General features: G+C 37.8%; 15 protein-coding genes and 2 pseudogenes. 7 read left to right on the top strand and 10 right to left on the bottom strand.

Annotation, left to right across the window (positions count from 1 at the left end):
• Window positions 1–308: 308 nt before the first annotated feature.
• The gene (dcd, locus tag ACN19N_RS03375) at window positions 309–878 is read right to left on the bottom strand and encodes a dCTP deaminase (RefSeq protein WP_004663684.1); all 570 of its coding nucleotides are present in this window, start codon (window positions 876–878) and stop codon (window positions 309–311) included.
• A gap of 114 nt (window positions 879–992) precedes the next feature.
• A complete protein-coding gene (locus ACN19N_RS03370; RefSeq protein WP_269229701.1) occupies window positions 993–1,586 on the bottom strand; it encodes a LysE family translocator in 594 nt (197 codons plus the stop codon).
• 311 nt (window positions 1,587–1,897) lie between these two features.
• On the opposite strand from ACN19N_RS03370, the gene ACN19N_RS03365 reads away from it, so the two are divergent.
• Window positions 1,898–2,470 (top strand): DUF2062 domain-containing protein, encoded by a 573-nt coding sequence (locus ACN19N_RS03365; RefSeq protein ID WP_269239127.1) that lies wholly within the window; start codon window positions 1,898–1,900, stop codon window positions 2,468–2,470.
• A gap of 18 nt (window positions 2,471–2,488) precedes the next feature.
• Here the strand turns inward: ACN19N_RS03365 and apbC are convergent, their stop codons facing one another.
• The 3 genes from apbC to ACN19N_RS03350 all read right to left on the bottom strand — a co-directional run bounded on the left by apbC (window position 2,489) and on the right by ACN19N_RS03350 (window position 5,143).
• Window positions 2,489–3,718, bottom strand: a complete 1,230-nt coding sequence (gene apbC / locus ACN19N_RS03360) for an iron-sulfur cluster carrier protein ApbC (RefSeq protein ID WP_269229699.1) — start codon at window positions 3,716–3,718, stop codon at window positions 2,489–2,491.
• A gap of 161 nt (window positions 3,719–3,879) precedes the next feature.
• Window positions 3,880–4,416: a hypothetical protein gene (locus tag ACN19N_RS03355; RefSeq protein WP_269229698.1), complete on the bottom strand. Its 537-nt coding sequence runs from the start codon at window positions 4,414–4,416 to the stop codon at window positions 3,880–3,882.
• 232 nt (window positions 4,417–4,648) lie between these two features.
• A complete protein-coding gene (locus ACN19N_RS03350; protein WP_420001965.1) occupies window positions 4,649–5,143 on the bottom strand; it encodes a GNAT family N-acetyltransferase in 495 nt (164 codons plus the stop codon).
• 105 nt (window positions 5,144–5,248) lie between these two features.
• Here ACN19N_RS03350 and ACN19N_RS03345 point away from each other — a divergent pair, with 105 nt between their 5' ends.
• Window positions 5,249–5,746 carry a hypothetical protein gene (locus ACN19N_RS03345; protein ID WP_420001964.1) on the top strand — a complete coding sequence of 166 codons (498 nt, stop codon included), beginning with the start codon at window positions 5,249–5,251 and terminating at the stop codon, window positions 5,744–5,746.
• 23 nt (window positions 5,747–5,769) lie between these two features.
• Here the strand turns inward: ACN19N_RS03345 and ACN19N_RS03340 are convergent, their stop codons facing one another.
• The gene (locus ACN19N_RS03340; RefSeq protein ID WP_420001963.1) at window positions 5,770–6,231 is read right to left on the bottom strand and encodes a hypothetical protein; all 462 of its coding nucleotides are present in this window, start codon (window positions 6,229–6,231) and stop codon (window positions 5,770–5,772) included.
• Window positions 6,232–6,433: 202 nt separating this feature from the next.
• On the opposite strand from ACN19N_RS03340, the gene metG reads away from it, so the two are divergent.
• The 3 genes from metG to ACN19N_RS03325 all read left to right on the top strand — a co-directional run bounded on the left by metG (window position 6,434) and on the right by ACN19N_RS03325 (window position 10,173).
• On the top strand, window positions 6,434–8,491 hold the full coding sequence (metG, locus tag ACN19N_RS03335; protein WP_420001962.1) for a methionine--tRNA ligase: 2,058 nt from the start codon (window positions 6,434–6,436) through the stop codon (window positions 8,489–8,491).
• A gap of 85 nt (window positions 8,492–8,576) precedes the next feature.
• Window positions 8,577–9,062, top strand: coding sequence for a hypothetical protein (locus ACN19N_RS03330; RefSeq protein ID WP_331276178.1), 486 nt, complete (start codon window positions 8,577–8,579; stop codon window positions 9,060–9,062).
• Window positions 9,063–9,195: 133 nt separating this feature from the next.
• The gene (locus ACN19N_RS03325) at window positions 9,196–10,173 is read left to right on the top strand and encodes an MBL fold metallo-hydrolase (protein ID WP_420001961.1); all 978 of its coding nucleotides are present in this window, start codon (window positions 9,196–9,198) and stop codon (window positions 10,171–10,173) included.
• A 61-nt stretch (window positions 10,174–10,234) separates the two neighbouring features.
• On the opposite strand, the gene ACN19N_RS03320 is transcribed toward ACN19N_RS03325, so the two are convergent.
• Window positions 10,235–10,858, bottom strand: coding sequence for a LysE family translocator (locus tag ACN19N_RS03320; RefSeq protein WP_420001960.1), 624 nt, complete (start codon window positions 10,856–10,858; stop codon window positions 10,235–10,237).
• Between the two features lie 353 nt (window positions 10,859–11,211).
• Here ACN19N_RS03320 and ACN19N_RS03315 point away from each other — a divergent pair, with 353 nt between their 5' ends.
• Window positions 11,212–12,834 carry an oleate hydratase gene (locus tag ACN19N_RS03315; protein WP_420001959.1) on the top strand — a complete coding sequence of 541 codons (1,623 nt, stop codon included), beginning with the start codon at window positions 11,212–11,214 and terminating at the stop codon, window positions 12,832–12,834.
• Between the two features lie 46 nt (window positions 12,835–12,880).
• Here ACN19N_RS03315 and ACN19N_RS03310 read toward each other — a convergent pair.
• Window positions 12,881–13,639: pseudogene (locus ACN19N_RS03310) on the bottom strand (class I SAM-dependent methyltransferase).
• 100 nt (window positions 13,640–13,739) lie between these two features.
• Complete coding sequence (locus tag ACN19N_RS03305) at window positions 13,740–14,417, bottom strand: DUF1345 domain-containing protein (protein ID WP_293745530.1); 678 nt, start codon at window positions 14,415–14,417, stop codon at window positions 13,740–13,742.
• Between the two features lie 334 nt (window positions 14,418–14,751).
• Here ACN19N_RS03305 and ACN19N_RS03300 point away from each other — a divergent pair, with 334 nt between their 5' ends.
• Window positions 14,752–15,621, top strand: a complete 870-nt coding sequence (locus ACN19N_RS03300) for a 1-aminocyclopropane-1-carboxylate deaminase/D-cysteine desulfhydrase (protein WP_420001958.1) — start codon at window positions 14,752–14,754, stop codon at window positions 15,619–15,621.
• A gap of 39 nt (window positions 15,622–15,660) precedes the next feature.
• Here the strand turns inward: ACN19N_RS03300 and ACN19N_RS03295 are convergent.
• Window positions 15,661–19,758: pseudogene (locus ACN19N_RS03295) on the bottom strand (hypothetical protein).
• Between the last annotated feature and the right edge of the window lie 113 nt (window positions 19,759–19,871).

Here is a 19,871-nt window from a genome sequence, read left to right as displayed (position 1 = left end):
GCGATGCTCCGCACCATCGTTATTTTTCTAACTTCCTTTTGAGTGATTCCCTAAAAGAGAAATTGTATCCAAACATCACTCAGACACAGGTAACTTTACCCATATATATTCATTCTTCATTATGCCGATAATTTACACAAATGCAAAATATATTAGGTAAACCTTCTATTTTCCGATGAATGAATTATTGTTTTTAAATAATTTCTTTTAAATATGTGTATGAATATTATATTTTTTATTCTTTAAATATAAGGTTTCTATTGCAACAACCAAAAAAATTATGATTGTTGCAAAATGTAATTTACAAATCATGTTTTCGGTAAAGTTACACCTGTTTGACCTTGGTATTTACCACCACGGTCTTTATAAGATGTTTCACAAACTTCATCACTTTCAAAGAACAACATTTGTGCAACACCTTCACCCGCATAAATACGTGCTGGGAGATTCGTTGTATTTGAAAACTCAAGCGTAACATGACCTTCCCACTCAGGCTCTAGTGGCGTTACATTCACGATAATACCGCAACGGGCATAAGTCGATTTACCTAAACATACTGTTAGGACATTTCGTGGGATACGGAAATATTCAATCGTACGCGCTAGAGCAAATGAGTTCGGTGGAATAATACAGACATCTGATTCGATATCGATAAAACTTCTATCATCAAAATTTTTCGGATCAACAATTGCAGAGTGAACATTGGTAAAAACTTTAAATTCACGTGCGCAACGGACGTCATAGCCATAGCTAGACACCCCATAAGAAATCAACTTTTCTCCGTTTTCATCGAAACGGACTTGATTCTCTGCATAAGGTTCAATCATGCCGTGTTTTTCGCTCATTTCACGAATCCAACGATCAGATTTTATTGCCATGACTTTTATCCAAAATCTAAGTTAATGATTGGCGAGTACTTTAACGTAAAACGACATTAATGAAAACAACAGAACCCTGCTACCTAGGTGGTTCAAGGCAGCAGAAAATTAGAATTAGAGATTGATTAGAGCTGAATAGCTAATAGGAATGGCAAAACTGATCAGTACAACTGATGCTGTGCGCTGTAAGTTAGATTGAGACAACCATTTTACTTTATTGGTTGCCAACACAGCGCCAACCGAAATCCAAAATAGTGCAATTGGAAGAATGAGTGCAACAAAGCTACTCATATGCGCAACATAGATTTCTTGCGCTTGCCATGCTGTTGTTGGGAAAATTGCTGAAGCAAATAATAAAGCTTTAGGATTTAATAGTGTTGCAAACAACAATTCTCTAGGTCTTATTGTAGGTTGATTTAAGATCACTTCTTGATTTGCTGTACGCCATAATTTAATCGCTAGGAAAATAATATACCCTGCACTTAATAGTTTTAAAAATGTTGGTAATAAAGGTAATGTCGCTGAGACTTTACCAATCAACATTCCCCATGCACTGATCGCAAGAATATAACCAATTGCTTCTGCAGGAATCAGCAATAGAGATTTACGCAATCCCACCTGAATACCAGAGGAAGCAAGTAAAGTATTGGTTGGACCAGGAGTGAGCAAAATAGTTATCACTAAACCAATAAAAAACCATGAAATCATCGAATGACCTCACTACAAGATAAATTTAGATTAATATAGTTACCAGTTGATAGCAAAATTTTAACTGTAAGCACTTATGACGAGAGCCTATTTAAATAAATGTTTTATCTATATTTTATTAATTACAAGTACACTCTACTCAAGAGTCACATGAGTAAAAACATACGCTAAAATACAACACATATAACGTATTCTAAGTATTCTTATTTTTTAACAAGATAAACTTTGGTTCTATTTTAAGTTTTCAATAAGTAAATAATGTTATTTTATATACATTCGTTCACTTTTTCTTTCAATGTGCTTCTTCGCTTATGCCTAAGAAATTTTTTAATAAGTGGCTGCCTTCATCAGAGAAAGTGGCTCGTCTAAAATTTATGAGAATTTTTGGTGAACGCACCTTAAATCCTTTGCTTTGGTATGTGAACCGTCGTTCTATCGCGAAAGCCATGTTTATTGGAACATTTTGGGGAATATTACCTGTCCCTTTTCATAGCCTATTCATTATTTTGACTGTGTTATGGTTTGAAGTAAACTTGCCTATTGGCCTATGTATGGCTTGGTTAACCAATCCGCTCACTGTCGTTCCAATTCTCTATTTAGGTTTTTGGTTTGGAACTAAAATTTATCATGTACATATGATCAATACGGACATGTTATTGGGTGTTTTACATCAAATTTTGAATTGGCTTAAGAATTTTGGTCATGGCCATATTGATTTCAGCCTTGCAAAGATTTTAGTGTCAGGACTTGTGATTGAAGCGATTTTATTTGCGATCAGTTTTTATTTAATTACACATTTACTTTGGCGTTGGAGCGTAGTGAATGCTTGGAAAAAAAGAAAACAAGCACTGCAATCAAATAATGAAATTAAAAAAAGCCTCTAAATTAGAGGCTTTTCAAATTTAGAAAATACGATTTTCATCACGCTGACGTTTTGGCAATTTATCCATTTGTTTTAATACAGCTTGTGCGATATTGAGGTAGCTCTCTGCCGCTGCATCCTGAGCAATCACACTTGGTTTACCATTATCTGCATGTTCACGAATTTTTGCGTCTAAAGGTAAACGTCCTAATAAAGGAATATCATATTGCTCAGACAATTGATCTCCTCCACCTATCCCAAAGATCTGTTCTTCATGCCCACAATTAGAGCAAATATGTGTCGACATATTTTCAATAACACCAAGTACAGGAATATTTACTCTGTTAAAGAGTTCGATTCCTTTTACCGCATCCATAAGTGCAACATTTTGAGGGGTCGTGACAATCACCGCGCCTGTTACTGGAATGCGTTGTGCCAAAGTCAATTGAATATCACCTGTACCAGGTGGCATATCAATCACTAACACATCTAAATCTGGCCAAAGTGTTTGATTAAAAAGTTGCATCAATGCACCAGTCGCTTTAGGACCACGCCAAGCCACAGGGGTATTGTGCGCACCAATCAAATGTCCGATTGAAAGCACAGCCATGCCATACGCATCTAAAGGCACAAAATTTTCATTTTCAATTTGTGGAGTACGTCCCGCATTCCCCAACATGGTTGGAATACTAGGTCCATAAATATCCGCGTCTAAAACACCAACCTTTAAACCAAGTTGTTGTAAAGCAAGTGCAAGGTTCACTGTGGTGGTTGATTTACCAACGCCACCTTTACCTGATGATACCAATATTACATTTTGAATACGTGGATGTGCAGTCACATCGCGTTGTTGTGGTGCAGCTTTTTGAATCGGTGGATTATTGGGATCGACTTCCGCTTTAGGAGAAGCATCCATTACAGGTGGTAAATTGCTATTTTCTGCTTTTGGCTTCGATGAGCAGCTATGACCTGCTTCACCATGCGCTGCATGTTTTTGTTGAATAATATGTAAATTTAACTCTTGGATACCGCATTTTTCCAGAGCTTCAGCGAGTTCATCGTGAATCTGTTGTAAGTGATCTTTTTCTTGAGGAAAAGTATTAATCGTGAGTTGTAAAATTCGACCTTGTACATTCACTTGGCTGATACGATCTTTTAATGCATTTTCAGAATGTGGCAGCACATAATTTTGTAAAACAGTTTGAATTTCATCTTCCTTCACTTCTTGTGCTGGTGAAAAAACAGATTTTAAGGAAGAAAGCCACGACATTTTGTTTACTCCAGAAACAGATGATCAATATATCACTGAGTTTGGCTAGTTTAGCAGTATTGAAGATTGGACGCTCATCCCAGAGAAGATAATTGCTCATTTTTTATGAACGTGTTTTCTTCTCTGAGTATAAGCGTGAATCTTAAATAGTCATCAAAAGATTAACCTTTGAATTTATTTAATGTATCTGTTGCAGCTTTCTTTAAATCATCCAGTTTATGGCTCGCTTGAGCTTTTAGATCTTCAAGCTTAGCAGCTGCTTCATCTTTTAATTCAGCAGCTTTTGCTTTGGCATCTTCTAACTTATGGCTTGCTTCTTCTTTTAAATGATCTAATTTCTCTTTGGCTGCATGCTGAGTATCTGCCAATTTTTCTTTCAGCTCATCTGCTTTAGCAGATAAAGCAGCTTTACCCTCATCATACTGATCCGTTGCATTTGTTTTTAAATCATCTAAAGCTTGCTCACCCTTTTGCTTCAACTCATTCGCTTTATCTTTTGCTTGTTGCAGATCAGCTTTCGTTTGATCAAGATCTTTAGCTGCAAAGTTTTTAACGTCTTCGACAGTTTCCTGACCTTTTTGCTTGATGTCATTTCCAAGTTCGCTGACTTTGTCTTTGGCTTGCTGTAAATCTGTTTTAGTTTGCTCCAAGTCTTTTGATGCGAACTCTTTTAACTGATCAATTTTGTCATTACTCATGTCTTGTTCCTCTTGTTATATCGTCATAAATTACTGTTGCTTTCAGTTACAGTTATACAAGATTCTGCGGATATTTAGAGAAATTGATGCAAATTGAAACAAATGGGATACAGGAAGATTCAAATCATTTCTGTTCGGTAACCTTTTGAATTTTTAGATATAAAAATCATATAAAAGAATAACAGCAGTTTTACCCTTTAAACTCCTGTTTAGATATTTCATACAGCACATGCTAGCTTAATGGATGATTGAGATCTAAAGCAGGATGTTGAAATTCAGTGATCTTTCTCATTTTTATCTTCTCCATCACCTTTTGAGATTTTTTATTATCTAGTGTGGTAAAAGATACAACTTTTTCTAGTTTCAACTGATCAAAAGCAAAAGCTAAGGCAGCATTTGCCGCTTCTGGCGCATAACCCCTCCCCCAAAAAGCGTGATCTAAGCGCCAACCAATTTCAACGCAAGGTGAAAAGGAAAATTGTGTGGGTTGATCATGTAACCCCACAAAACCAATAAATTGTTGGGTTTCTTTTAATTCCACTGCCCAAAAACCCCAACCTTGTTTTTGAATGATTGCTTTTAATTTATCAATATAAGCATCACTTTCTGATCGATTAAGTATTTTTGGAAAATACCGCATAACCTCTGGATTAGCGCTCATCTCTGCAAAACTTGAATAATCTGTTTCTAACCATTGACGTAAAATCAGTCTGGGTGTTTCGATCATTTTTACAACCATCAAATTTCAATTAAAAACTATTCACAATATAAACAATTAGATCAGATATACTTTTGCATTATCAGAATCTATATTATTTATAAAGCTTTATATATGAATGAAAATGAACTTTTAGACATCCAAAATGAACTTCAAGCCCAACAAAAACGTTTGAACTATATCCTGTCGAGTAAAAAAAGAATTCAAAATATGATTGATTCTTTTGAGGGTGATTTAGCAGAACAATTACTTCTCGTTATTCATAATGAGAGCAATGATTATGCTGGAATTGCATCAAGCTTGGCACTTTCAATTTGTTGGAAATTTTCAAAAGTTGAATTTCCAAAGACCGTTCATTGGTGTAGCGAACTAAGTATTAGTAATTTAGAAATCAAAAATGAATTTACGGCTGTGATCAAAGCTCAAGCTTGGTTGGGAACTTTAGGAAGTGATGAACTTTGGCAAACGCCTCTCTTTGCTGAAATCACGGTTGATCCGAAAACAGATGGCCTAAAGAGCTATCACATTCATTTCTTATCTAAAGGAAAAATCATCTCTTTAAGAAAGAACTCTAAGCAAAGTGTGACCGTTAAGCAGATGCAAAGTATGTAATCCTTAGGGATGCATACTTTTAATCAAAATAGGATATTGTTGTTCTTTTGATATACTTTATTCATCACAAAATAACAACTATTCGCACTCATACATCCTAACGCCAGAATCGGCAGCATGATGAAATATATCAAAACACCGATCTTTAAAGTTGCAAAATCAATCTGATTGACCTGATCTTCGAATAGAATCATTAAGACAAGTAAAGCCCAAGCAATTAAGATCACAAAACTTGTTTTTAAAAACTGGTATAAGTCAAAAATCTGAGTGGGCAATTTCAATACTGCAAAAACAATCAGATAAAAGATAAAAGCCAAAACGATGAGTATTGGGGTCAAATACATCATCACTTCCATGCCATCACTGACCACATGAATCAGGTGATTCTGTCGAAAATTTAAAAACAGGCAAAATGGAATCACAAAACTAAAAACAGAAACTAAACTAGCTGAGAGTGATGCACAGACCAAAGACCAAGACCTCATTTCTATTCCTCTATTTTTGAGATTGTACTTATTCTTAACAAATGAAATGTGTTTTGGTTGAAGCCAAAGTGAAGCTTGTATGAAGTTTGAAAATAATGATTTCCCATCAGGCTATAAAGATTTCACCGATTCCCTTGTGCAAGTCGCTCTTAAGTCATGTAAAATCATTTGCCTTGTAAATACGAATGAGAGAACAATATCCGTGCGTAAAATTTTAGTCACCAATGCCCTTCCTTATGCCAATGGTCCTATCCATATGGGTCACTTACTCGGTTATATCCAAGCAGATATTTGGGTTCGTGCGATGCGTGCAATGGGTCATGACGTGACTTACGTATGTGCGGATGATGCTCATGGTACAGCGATCATGTTACGTGCTGAAGCCAATGGCATCAGCCCTGAAGCGCAAATTGCCAATGTTCAGAAAGAGCACATTCGTGATTTTGATGGTTTTGGCGTGCATTTCGATCACTATGATTCAACCAATAGTGATGAGAACAAAGCGCGTTCAGAAGAAATTTATATTAAGAACCGTGAAGCAGGCAATATTGCAATTCGTCCTGTCAATCAGCTTTTTGATCCTGAAAAAGGCATGTTCCTCTCTGACCGTTTTATTAAAGGCACATGCCCGAAATGTAAATCAGAAGATCAATACGGCGATGCCTGTGAAGTCTGTGGTACAACGTACAATGCAACAGAGTTAGAAAATCCACGCTCAACATTGAGTGGTGCGACCCCTGTTGAGAAATCATCAGATCACTATTTCTTTAAACTTCCGAATTTCTCAGAATACTTACAAAAATGGACGCGTGATCAAGGTCGTTTACCTGTTTCGATTGCCAACAAGCTAGATGAATGGTTTGAAGCAGGTTTATCAGATTGGGATATTTCACGTGATGCGCCTTATTTTGGTTTTGAAATTCCAGATGCGCCAAACAAATATTTCTATGTTTGGGTCGATGCACCGATTGGCTATATGTCGAGTTTTGAAAACTACATCAAAACCAAACGCCCTGATTTAAGCTTTGATGACTTCTGGAAAAAAGATAGCGATAAAGAAGTTTATCACTTCATTGGTAAAGACATCGTTTATTTCCACGCGCTGTTCTGGCCTGCAATGCTTGAAGGTGCAAACTACCGTACCCCATCAGGTTTATTCGTGAATGGTTTCTTGACAGTAAATGGTCAGAAGATGTCGAAGTCTCGCGGCACATTCATTAAAGCTGAAACTTATTTACAGCACTTGAATCCTGAATATTTACGTTATTACTTTGCGTCTAAACTTTCTGACAAAGTTGAAGATTCAGATTTGAACCTAGATGACTTCGTTCAGAAAGTGAATTCTGACCTTGTGGGTAAAGTCGTGAATATTGCCAGCCGTTGTGCAAAATTCATTAACAGCAATTTCAATAATACACTTTCCAACACTTGTGCTGAGCCTGAACTGGTTCAAAGCTTTATTGATGCGGGCGATTCAATTGCGCAAGCTTATGAAGCACGTGAATTCTCTGCGGCAGTTCGTGAAATCATGGCGCTTGCAGACAAAGCAAACCAATATATTGATGAGAAAAAACCGTGGGCGCTTGCGAAGCAAGAAGGTCAAGAACAACAAGTTCATGATGTTTGCTCGGTTGGTATTAACTTATTCCGTCAGCTTGCCGTTTACTTATCGCCTATATTGCCAACCCTTGCGGCTCAAGTTCAGTCTTTCTTACAACTTGAAAGCTTTGACTTTGCATCACGTCAGCAAATCCTCGTTGCACACGAAATTGCTCAATTCCAACCACTGATGCAGCGTGTTGATCCTAAAGCGGTTGCTGCGATGGTGGATGCATCGAAAGATTCTTTAGCTGCTGCGGCAGAAGCGCCAAAAGTAGAAAAGAAAAAAGAGAAGAAAGCCGAGAAAAAGCCTGAACCTAAAGTAGGTGAAGCTGAAATTATTGGTATTGAAGACTTTATGAAGGTTGACCTTCGTGTAGCTGAAGTTTTAGAAGCTGCAACGGTAGAAGGTTCTGATAAATTACTTCAACTCACTTTAAATGTAGGTGAAGCTGAGCCACGTAATGTGTTTAGTGGTATTCGTGAGTTTTATCAGCCAGAAGATTTAAAAGGCAAATTAGTGGTGATGGTGGCAAACCTTGCACCTCGCAAAATGCGTTTTGGTATTTCTAACGGTATGGTACTTGCCGCAGGTAATGGCGAAGGTGTTTGGGTGATTTCACCTGAATCTGGCGCTAAAGCTGGCGATAAAGTGTCTTAATCAGCGTCTAGTGACTTAAAAGACTTCTTTGGAAGTCTTTTTTTGTGTTAGTGTGCAAAAATAAAACCATGATAAAACTTATAATATGCCTATTACAAACACGAGCTTTCCACAGAAACCTAAATGGCTTAGTTCAGCATTTGTCATTTGGGGACCATTTATTGGAACATTAATCATTGTAATCACAATTCATAGCCCCATTATGTTTGGTGATCCAATACGCTTTTTAAAAGGTCTCATTACGCCCTCAATCATATTTCCAATGATTGGAGGATTATTTTTAATTACACCCTTTGGTTATTTACTTGGTATCATTCCTGCAATAATCACTCAATTGTTGTTCCAGCATTTCTTTGCCAAAAAGCTTGCTCAAATATCCTTAATGCGCAGCATGATCTATAGTTGCATTTTAGGCTTTATGCTTGCACCCTTTATTTTAATTCTTGCTATACTCACCCCATCACCTTTAATCACCTTTGGTTATCTGCAATTTGTTCTCATCCTCCCTACAATATTAATTTGCACTGTTATTGAATGGAAAAAAGTCCAAAACAATCGACAAATAAATTGAAGCACGAACATAAACTCTTTTGAAACTCAGAACAAAACTCACTTACACAGACAGATTTTTTGTTGGAAAATCCTCCCTGTCAAGTTGCAATTAATGTTAAAAGTGTTGTTTCTCTAATAACTTTAATGACCTTATGAAAAAAACAGCCCTACTCCTTTCAGCATCATTCTTAAGCAGCCTTCCATTCCTTATCCATGCAGAAACAAGCAAAACCCTGCCAGTCATTGAACAACAAAAACAGGTTGCAGGCTACTATCAACACCAAGTGGGTGATGTACAAATCACTGCATTATTGGATGGCACCAACTTTATGTCGCCAAACTTATTTAAAGATATTTCTCAACAACAAGTGCAACAAATTTTGAAGAAATACTATGCAGATCAAGATAAAGGCGTACAAACCTCTATCAATGCGTTCCTCGTCAATACAGGAAAATCACTGGTACTAGTCGATAGCGGTGCAGCCAGTTGTTTTGGCCCACATTTAGGCTCCATCCTAAAAAATCTGGTTGCTTCGGGCTACAAACCTGAACAGGTCGATACCATTTTACTTACGCATTTACACCCTGACCATGTTTGCGGTATCAGTAAAGATGGCGTTGTCAATTTTCCTAATGCAACCGTATACGTATCGAATGATGAAGCCAATTATTGGCTAGATCCCAAACAAGCAGCAAAATTACCAAAAGAGAAACAAGCCAATTACTTAGGGACAGTCGAAAAGATTAAGGAAGCCATTGCCCCATACCAAACCAAACAACGCTTTAAAACCTATAAACTCGGAGATGACATTCAGGGCTTTAAAGTCATTAACACGGCGGGACATACACCGGGACATTTTAGTTATGCACTAAAAACCAAAGGTGAATCTGTAGTCTTTATTGGTGATATCGTACATTCTCATACCGTGCAATTTGACAAACCCAAAACTGCGATTGAATATGATATTGATCCGAAAAAAGCAGTTCAAACTCGTTTAAAGCAATTTGCTAATTTTGCTAAAAATGGACAAACCATTGCTGCACCACATTTACCTTTCCCCGGCATTGGACATATTTATTCTGCGGATGGAAAGAGCTATCAATGGGTTCCAGTGCATTTTAAAGATTAAGACAAATGAGCTGATTCTAGGCAATAAAAAAGCGACTTCCATAGTCGCTTTTTTTACGGTATCACTTCATCCCAAAGATCAACTTCAACCCAAGCAAGGTCATTACCCCACCTGCAACACGATCAAATACTTTCTTAAACTTTAAATATACACGGCGTGGTTTTTCCGCAGACAATGCCACCGCAACCAGAGAATACCAACCAGCATCAATAAAAAAGCATAGCATCGGCAATACCACATAAAAATACGTTGGGATTTCTTTCGGTAATAACGCAGTAAAAATACTGGCAAGGATAATCGCTATTTTCGGATTACTAAGCTGGGTAATCAGCCCTAAACGAAAAGCCTGTGCATAGCTCATGGTCTTCACAGTACCATTCATGGCTTCCATGGGTTCTTTAGCATGTTTAATGATTTTAAACGCCAGCCAAAACAAGTACAGACCACCAAAAACTTTCAAAGCGATATAGGCAGAAGGCACAGCCAACAAAATTGCTTGTAGCCCCATCACTGCAAGCAAACCAAATAATGCTGCCCCTGTGCCTGTACCAAGCGCAGTAAATAAGCCATGTTTACGTGAAATCGCAATTGAGTTTTTGGCAACATAAATAAATGTAGGGCCAGGACTAATAGCACCTAACATTAATGCCAAAGTAATAGAGCCTAAAATCAATAATGATTCCAAGTGAGCCTCTGAATTAAAGTAATTTTCAACTATTATTTTACTTAAAAAACCACGACAGAAGATACAATTTTTTGACATCAACGGAAAAATTAATCTCTTGTTTGATCAAACTAATAATTTTCTAAAACAATAAAATAGAGTAAAAACTCAATTTAATTTCAATATCAAATAGTTAAAACATAACACAGGAATATTAAGATTTTGTTGTGTATCCATTTTTTCTATTAAAGTATTTTTATGATAAAAATTTATCATCGTTTTTTAGCAGAACTTTCATATATTTTTAAAACATAAAATCCCATAATAAAATTATGGCTTTAATTTTCTTTAGAACTACAAACGAGGCGCATTAGATGCAAAATAAAAGACTGAAAACATTAGATCGCTCTAAATCACATCTTTGGATTGTTGGCGGCGGCATTGCAGGTATGGCCGCGGCTGCTTTTGCGATTCGTGATGCTAAAGTGCCAGCCGAACATATCCATATTTTAGAAGAGCTGAATGTTTCAGGTGGTTCTATGGATGGTGGGCATAATCCACTCAATCCAAATCAAGCATGGGTCACACGTGGTGGGCGGATGCTGACCGATGAGACTTATCTGTGTACTTGGGATTTATTTTCAAGCATTCCATCATTAGAAAACCCAGACATTTCTGTCCGTGAAGAATGTCGTGAGTTCAATGAACAAGTCAAAACCAATGCTCAAGCACGTTTGATCGACTCAAATCATATTATTGCAGAAGCTAAAAAATTAGGATTATCAACGCTCAACCGTGCTCAAATGTTACGTCTACTGGCATTAAAAGAAGATCGTATCGGTAGCCGCCGTATTGATGAATTTTTTGATGATGCATTTTTCCAAAGCAATTTTTGGCGGATGTGGCGAACCACGTTTGCCTTTCAAAAATGGCATAGCGCAGCAGAATTACGCCGTTATTTTTTACGTTTCATTCAAGAATTACCACGCATCCATACCTTAGCAGGCGTAAAACGAACCAAATACAATCAATATGATTCAATGATTCATCCCCTACAACGTTGGTTGGTGGAACAAGGTGTTGATGTTCGTTTTGGTAGTTATGTCACAGATGCAGACTTTGTCGAAGATGCCCAAACGAAGGAACGTAAAGCGACTCAACTTTATGTCAACATTCCAGAAGGCACTGAACAAATTCAACTGGGTGAGCATGATCTTGCGCTCTTTACTTTAGGTTCGATTACGGCTGATTCACGCTATGGCGATAAATTCGATGTTCCTGAGCTGATTCGTGACCGACAAGATCATGGCTGGCGTTTGTGGGAAACATTGGCTCAAAAAGCCCCTGATTTTGGTCGCCCAATGACCTTCTATGGCAACATTGATGAGCATAAATGGAAATCTTTTACGCTCACTATGCATGATGATGTGCTGCTAAAACGGATTATTGATTACACAGGAAATGAACCCGGTACAGGTGCATTGATGACTTGGTTTGAATCTGGTTGGCATTTGTCTGTGGTCGTTCCTGCACAACCGCATTTTACTGACTTACCAGAAGGTAAATTCACCTTATGGGGCTATGGTTTTGAGATTGACCATATCGGTGATTACATTAAAAAACCAATGAGTGAAGCGACGGGTCAAGAGATTTTAATTGAGTTAATTCATCAACTTGGTTTCGATGATATCTTGGATCATGTGTTGGCACATACTGACATTAGCACAGTAATGATGCCTTATGCCTCTGCCCTATTTGCATGTCGTAAAGCAGGTGATCGCCCATTGGTGATTCCAGAAAATGCGGTCAACTTTGCTTTCTTAGGTCAATTCGTAGAGCTTGAAGATGATGTGGTTTTCACTGTGGAATATTCAGTACGTTGTGCCATGATTGCCATTTATCAACTCTTAGGTGTCGAGCGTGAAATTCCAGAGATTTACAATGGTTTACTTGATCCTAAAGTCGGCTTAAATGCTTTGGAAGCAGTCTTTCACTAAGTTTTAAAAAATCATAGGGCAGATTGCTGCCCTATGGTTTTTAACCTTATTTTGATAAAACGATATAAGCAACATCACTGCTAAATGAACCATCGGCTTTGATTTGATAATATCGTTGCACCTGCTCTGATGCTTTGTTCTGTAAATTACGTATGGTGGTAATGGCATATTCAGGCGTTTGCATCCGTTCTGTCCAACTTTGGAAATCTAAATCCAAACGTTGCTTTGCAACGGTTTCAACTTTAAAGCCTGTAGATTCAGCGAAATGCATCCATTCTTCTAAACTATAATTTCTGACATGACTCGGATCTCGAATCATTTCAATGGTCTAAAAAAAAGTATCAATCACAGGATTTGAATTTCCTAAAATATCAAGAATAATAACTTTGCCGCATTGAGTTAATACACGATAAATTTCATGCATTGCCTGAGCAACACTCTGCCAATGATGCGCTGAATAACGCGTGATCACACAGTCAAAATATTGATCTACAAAAGGCAATTTTTCCGCTGCACCCTGTTGGGCAATCACGTTTTCAAAACCTCGTTGTTTGGCTTGAGTCGATACGACTTCGACCATTGACGGGGTTAAATCATAAGCAATCACTTCATCGACCAATGCTGCCACCTGATAAGTTACATGCCCTCCACCACAGCCCAAATCTAAGACTTTTAGGAATTGATGAGACTGTATCAGTTGTTGCATCTTCTGAAACTCGATGCCTTGTGCATGCACTTGACTGTTTAAATAAGCTTGCGATTTATCCTGATATTGCTGTTGATTCACTTGATGCTGAGTGGTCATGTTTTTATCCTTGCGATGTCATCTAGCTTTTAAAATAGACGATACTAATCAAAAATAAAAATAATGAATTTTAGTTTAATTAATAAAAATAAGTTATTAATTATAATCCAATCAAACTGGCTGCGACATTGATTGCGATGGCTAAAATCATGGTATTAAAAATAAAAGCCAAGACACAATGAAAAATATTCAGATGCCTCAATTCAGAACTGGTAATGGAAACATCTGCCGTTTGTGCAGAAGTGCCGATAATATAACTAAAATAAATAAAATCCAGATAATCAGGTTGATCGGTTTTTGGAAAATCTAAACCCGGATTCTTTTGCTGACTTTTGGCAAGATAATAATCATGCGCATAGTGAATCGCAAATAAAGTATGCAGCAACAGCCATGTTGAAAAAATAGTCCCGATGGTCAATAAAATTAGAAATCCTTTTAAAAAAGTTTGGTCTTTTGGGACATGACTTAATTGCACCACAATCGAAATAAAACAAATCACAATCGCAATCAACACAACATTTAGAATGACCCATTTGCCTGCATCTTGTTGTTTGGCTCTTTGTAAAATATGTACTGCATCTAAGTGCCACATCATTTTTAAGGTCAGAAATAAATATAACCAAATGGCAATATTCCAGCCTATTTGCAAACAAGTTGCCCATTGCCAATGGGTGAAAAAATGCAAAACTGCATAAATCACGAGACCTAAACCAAAGGTTGCTGATAAGTATGGGCGATGTTTTAGCCCTCTCGCAAAACGCTTTACAAAGCCTTGCATCTTTCACCTACTGCTATTTTTTATTCACAATCAATTTAGGCTTATATTTAACACTGTAATCTGATCTCAAAGTACCTTATTGCCTAGATTTTACCTAAACCACACAAAGCATAAGCCAAGTGATCGACACTTAAACTTTTGAAACTCATCTACGGCAAATGTTATCGGAAAGTAGTTAAAACATAAGCGAATTAGATTGGACTAAATCGAATCATGCATAAAGTAATTTAGCCATTCCAATACTGACCAAGATAAACGAGGTTCGAAGAACAATACTGACTTTCACAATCGAATACACTTACAATAGGATTCAATTTATTTTTAATGATCTCAAATGTTTGATCACATTGCCTTTGATACACCTTATCAAACATTAGCACTTCCTTGCTCAATTCAACTGACAATTAAACGCCTTGACCTGATTCATCCACAGATTTCAGGCAATAAGTTCTTCAAACTCAAATACAATTTTTCCGCAGCCCAACAACAAGGTTTACGTCAAATTCTCACCTTTGGTGGGGCTTATTCCAACCATATTGCAGCAACAGCTTATGCAGCACAGCTCGTTGGTTTTCAAAGTATTGGCATCATTCGCGGAGAAGAACTTAGCACACAAGATTTGAATCCAACGCTACAAACGGCGCAGGACTTCGGGATGCAGCTTCATTTTGTCAGTCGAGCTGAATATCGTCTGCGTCATGAATCGGAGTATTTACAGCAATTACAAGGGCAATATCCTCAAGCCTTTATAATTCCAGAAGGTGGAACAAATACACTTGCAATTCAGGGTACTCAAGAAATTCTCACATCTGAAGATAGAGAAAATTATGATGTGATTTGCTGTGCCGTTGGAACTGGTGGAACAATTGCAGGACTGATTGAAAGCAGTTCAGAACAACAGCAGGTTTTAGGCTTTTCGGCGTTGAAAGGTGATTTTTTACAACACAATATTCAACAGTGGACCACTAAAACCAATTGGACATTAACCGATGCCTATTGTTGTGGGGGTTATGCGAAAACTACCGATGAACTACTACAATTTATGCAGCAATTTGAACAGCAATATACAATTCCATTGGAACAGGTATATACCGCTAAGATGATGATGGGACTGTTTGATTTAATTCAACAGAACCACTTTCCAGCAAATACACGGATTTTGGCGATTCATACAGGTGGGCTACAAGGCCGTTTTCAAACATAAATCACCAAAATCATTTTTATCATTCAACCTAGATTGATGTTATTGATTTACACAAAACCTCACAGTTCCTGTCGCTGCGGGATTTAATATGCCAGTTAAATTCCACTCTAATGCATCTCCGACATGATTGATATTACACGTATTACCATTCGGTGTTGAATTGCAACTCATACTACCGAAACTGGTGGCTATAGGTAAACTATCCTTAATTTTCACATTATTCAGCATCTTGGTACTATTATTTTTATAGGTGATTTCATACTCTAAATAGTCGACCTTATTTGCTTGATTCGTTACAGCAAATTGGTTTTGATCAGCCGACGTTGAAGGACAACTGGCAACTGCGCGTACCTTTTTAGTTAAGCTAAGACCCGCTTTACCAATCAATGTGACATCTTGTCGTTTAGTTGATTGACCCGTAATTGTCTGTGTTGGATTTGCCAAGATCACACTATAACTTGCCTCTAAGGTCGAAACATGCTGTGCGCCTGCCATGACATTTGTAGGTGAATGAACACGTTGAACCAAACAAAAATCTACGTTGGGTTGTAATGTATATGGATTCGCTACGGTTGGATTAAATATGGTTTCACCAGTATCCACATTCCCATTACAGTTCGTATCTTTATAAACCAAAGCTTGCCAAACTTGGTCATTACCACTATTGGGTTGTTGGGTAGACAACTGATTGAACTGAGTAATTTGTACTGGAGCTTGTGAATTGAGACGATGTGGATAATCTGTGACCTCTCCAGAAGCTATGGTGTGTTGCCCGTCTTCAGTCAGTACGATATTCAGATTTGCATCACCAAAATTATTATTTGGATAACTGGTTGCGGTTGTTTTAGGGTGTGAAATCGTATCCGTACTTCGGTTATAACTTCCCGTTGGACTCGAACCACTCACCGAGCTATATTCAGGCAAATTTGTTTGCACAATACAAAATGGATTCGTTAAAACACTGTCTTCTACTTTAAAACTATAATCGCCATTACTATTACTGATGGTCACAACATTAAGTTCTACCCCAGAGCAATTTGCGAGCTTCAGGCTACTGCCTGCAATACCTGATTCATTGGCATCTTGAAGTGCATTATAGGCATTTGTAATACTGTTATTGATATTACCCCCATTATCATTAAACACACGCCCCGTAATTAAAACCAGTTTTTTTCGGCTGTTGGTTAATGTACAAACAATTGCTGCATCATCACTGTGAATCGTTAATTTATTACCATTTAAAGCTGTGTTATTGCCTGTACAAATCAAGGTACTATTATAATCTGCTACATCACCTTTGCTAAATGCCTCAAAAATTGTGCCCGTTTTTCCGACCATATTTGGCATCAGAATCACAGGTGTTCCCGTCGTGGTATTTTCGCCTGTCTGATCAGCAACAGAAACTGCTGTGGTCGCATTGGTATCAAAACCAACACTATTGACGATTACACTATCACCAGCGACTGCGTTATCCCATTTTTTTATCAATGTTAAAGTCGTGAGCGTATTGGTTAAGGTACATACGATTTCAGCGCCAGAAACGATACCACTTTTATTTAATGTAACTGTTGCATTGGTATAATTCGTAGTAACTGAACTAGCTGGCAATCCTGTGCAAACTGCATTGGTTAGACGGAAACCTGTTGGAATATTTGTTTCATTAATAACAACATCTGTTGATGGATTTGGGGTAGTAAAATACTGTGTTTCCCCCACAGTTTCAGTATCTTGAGCTGTAGTCGTAATTGAATGATTTGCGATACCATTATTGCCAGTAAAATCAAACTTACCCAATCCACCACGGCTAATTTTTTTAATAATCAAACTAGGCTTACTATTAATAAAAGTACACGTAATGTCAGCACCACCAGTAATTAAATAGGTGTAAGGAATCGTGATTCTATCGGTACTGAAATTACCAAATGTACCAATATTCCCTGTGATCAAACTATTTGAATCAACACAACTCGCAGATTTTAGTGCATAACCCGTCGCAATTGATGACTCTCTAATAACAACATCTGTTGCATTATTCAATACCGTTAAAACAGGCGATGTCCCCGTTCCAATATTAGGTGATCCTTGTAAACTTGTCGCAACATTACTGGAATTACTGGATAAATTAGTATTCGCAAAATCGAATGTTCCCGTTCCTCCCTGAGAAATTTTCTGAATCTTTACCGTTGGAAGTTTGGTATTTACAAAGTTACAGTTTAAATTTGGATTATTGCTAATATCGGCTGCTGTTAGAGTATAAACCGATCCTGCTCGGCTACCGACAGAGTTGCCCGCTGTGTTACGACAACTGGCACCTGTTAAACTCCATCCCCCGCCAGTAGGTAGACTACTTTCATTAATCGTTATGCTACCTGTTCCTGTGACGACAAAAGGTTGCACACCAGTCAGCGTCGTATCACCATCAACCTGATATTCTTCACCCTGAGTCAATGTTGTAATCGAACCTGAAGTTTGGCTTGTACCAGTTAGTGTAAAACCGAAAGTACCTAAGCCACCTATTGTTGATTTTGTGAGTGTAATTAAAGCTTTTGCAATAGCAATTTGCACACTACTACTATTATCAGATGGGAAAATTTCAGTGTTGGCAGATGGTACACTCACTGTCGCAGTATTGGTGATGATCCCTGCGCTATTTGCTCTAGCTTGAATAATAAGCGTACAAGTTGCACCTTTGGGACCACTAAACTGCCCACTTAAATTATTGCCTGAAAAGCTTGCACTACAAGTGACCGCACCATTTGCTTTCGTTGTGCTGAGTATAGAAAGTGTATTGAAATTACTTGGTATTACATCACTGAAGTTTGCCCGACTCGTATCACTGACTGCATTTTCACCTTTATTACTAATGACCAATTGATACTGAATGGTATCTCCTACATTCATCGTCAATGAATCAGCTACAAAGCTTCCAGAAGTACCTATTCTTTGTTTCTTCTCTACTTTCAAATCCATATCTGTCGGCAGATCATCATCTTTAATTACATAGTTTGCGACACCGTTACCAGATGCTCCGCAATCATTTGATGACATAATATGAAAATCGTTACTTTGATTGATGGTTACATTAAATGTATCGTCAACCTCATTCACCAAATCATTAATAATTTCGACTGGAACCTCAAGAACATAAGGGGTCCCCGCACCGTAATTGCCTTGTGGTATCGTCTTGGTAAAAGTGTTTGCAGCCCCACCATTAATTTTATAATCGACACCTAATTGGGCTGTGCCATCATTCACATTAAAGACTAATGAAATACCCCCACTCGGTACATCACCGACCACAATAACATTAAGCGGCTGCACTATACCGCCATTTTCAGGCACAACATAATTGGCTGAGCTAAACTCAATAATAGGTTTTACAATAATTTGTATCGCATCTAAAAAATTTCCGCTAGTGCTTGTTCCTGAAGTCGAGTGGAATCCCATTGGCACTTGCCCTGTTGCGCCTGTATAGGTAAATGTTCCACTTTAGTCTGCCCAACGTGTAATTGTAGAACCCGTTGTTGGTCCTACACCTGATCCAGAACCACTGGATACAGAACACGTGCCTGACATGCAACTCGTGACTAGCCCATCCCCAGTTTTATTTGTCGATACCGTTGTGATCGTTTGAGCTCCAGCACGCAACAACATCGTATCGTTAGCAGTATTACGCCCATTATGACTAAATTTCCAAGATACAGACTCACCATTCACTAAACAGATATTTTGAGAAATAGTAGAAACAGCATCTGCATTTAACTCGACAAATTGATTGCCTTCCCGTGCTTTGATGGTGTTGGTACCATCAATATTTCTTGAGCCAGCCCACATTTCCATCAGTTGCCCTGAACCATTGGTTGAGATTGAACATGTGCCACTGAAGCCCTCATTTCCATATGGGTGTGTAGTTAACCAACCAGGTACACGTGTGCTACTAATATAGACACGGCAAACATTACTTCCTGTCGCAATGGTCGGCGTTTCAAAACCTAAATTCAGGTATCCACGCTGATAAGCAGCATTTGCAACAGAAATATTGAATATGCACAATAAAATTGCGATCGTGATTTTTGTAGAATAAGTACACTGTAATTTCAACAAATCAAATATTTGTAAAACCTTCATACCCACCATAACGCACCCCAAAATAAATTTGTAGCTTTGACTGGCTATAGAGTGCTATTAAAAAAACAAAAAGAATGCCTCTACATATTCATCCCCACAACATCAGACCGCCGCAAGAAACA

Origin of the sequence: Acinetobacter sp. LF10 (assembly GCF_048585715.1) — a bacterium.
In the GTDB taxonomy this organism is placed as follows: domain Bacteria; phylum Pseudomonadota; class Gammaproteobacteria; order Pseudomonadales; family Moraxellaceae; genus Acinetobacter.
The sequence above is the reverse complement of the archived record's forward strand: the minus strand, read 5'-3'. Positions and strand labels throughout refer to the sequence as shown.

Coding starts and splice junctions, on each gene's coding strand:
- dcd (WP_004663684.1), bottom strand. CDS start 878: ATGGCAATAAAATCTGATCGTTGGATTCGTGAAATGAGCGAAAAACAC.
- ACN19N_RS03370 (WP_269229701.1), bottom strand. CDS start 1,586: ATGATTTCATGGTTTTTTATTGGTTTAGTGATAACTATTTTGCTCACT.
- ACN19N_RS03365 (WP_269239127.1), top strand. CDS start 1,898: ATGCCTAAGAAATTTTTTAATAAGTGGCTGCCTTCATCAGAGAAAGTG.
- apbC (WP_269229699.1), bottom strand. CDS start 3,718: ATGTCGTGGCTTTCTTCCTTAAAATCTGTTTTTTCACCAGCACAAGAA.
- ACN19N_RS03355 (WP_269229698.1), bottom strand. CDS start 4,416: ATGAGTAATGACAAAATTGATCAGTTAAAAGAGTTCGCATCAAAAGAC.
- ACN19N_RS03350 (WP_420001965.1), bottom strand. CDS start 5,143: ATGATCGAAACACCCAGACTGATTTTACGTCAATGGTTAGAAACAGAT.
- ACN19N_RS03345 (WP_420001964.1), top strand. CDS start 5,249: ATGAATGAAAATGAACTTTTAGACATCCAAAATGAACTTCAAGCCCAA.
- ACN19N_RS03340 (WP_420001963.1), bottom strand. CDS start 6,231: ATGAGGTCTTGGTCTTTGGTCTGTGCATCACTCTCAGCTAGTTTAGTT.
- ACN19N_RS03330 (WP_331276178.1), top strand. CDS start 8,577: ATGCCTATTACAAACACGAGCTTTCCACAGAAACCTAAATGGCTTAGT.
- ACN19N_RS03325 (WP_420001961.1), top strand. CDS start 9,196: ATGAAAAAAACAGCCCTACTCCTTTCAGCATCATTCTTAAGCAGCCTT.
- ACN19N_RS03315 (WP_420001959.1), top strand. CDS start 11,212: ATGCAAAATAAAAGACTGAAAACATTAGATCGCTCTAAATCACATCTT.
- ACN19N_RS03305 (WP_293745530.1), bottom strand. CDS start 14,417: ATGCAAGGCTTTGTAAAGCGTTTTGCGAGAGGGCTAAAACATCGCCCA.
- ACN19N_RS03300 (WP_420001958.1), top strand. CDS start 14,752: ATGTTTGATCACATTGCCTTTGATACACCTTATCAAACATTAGCACTT.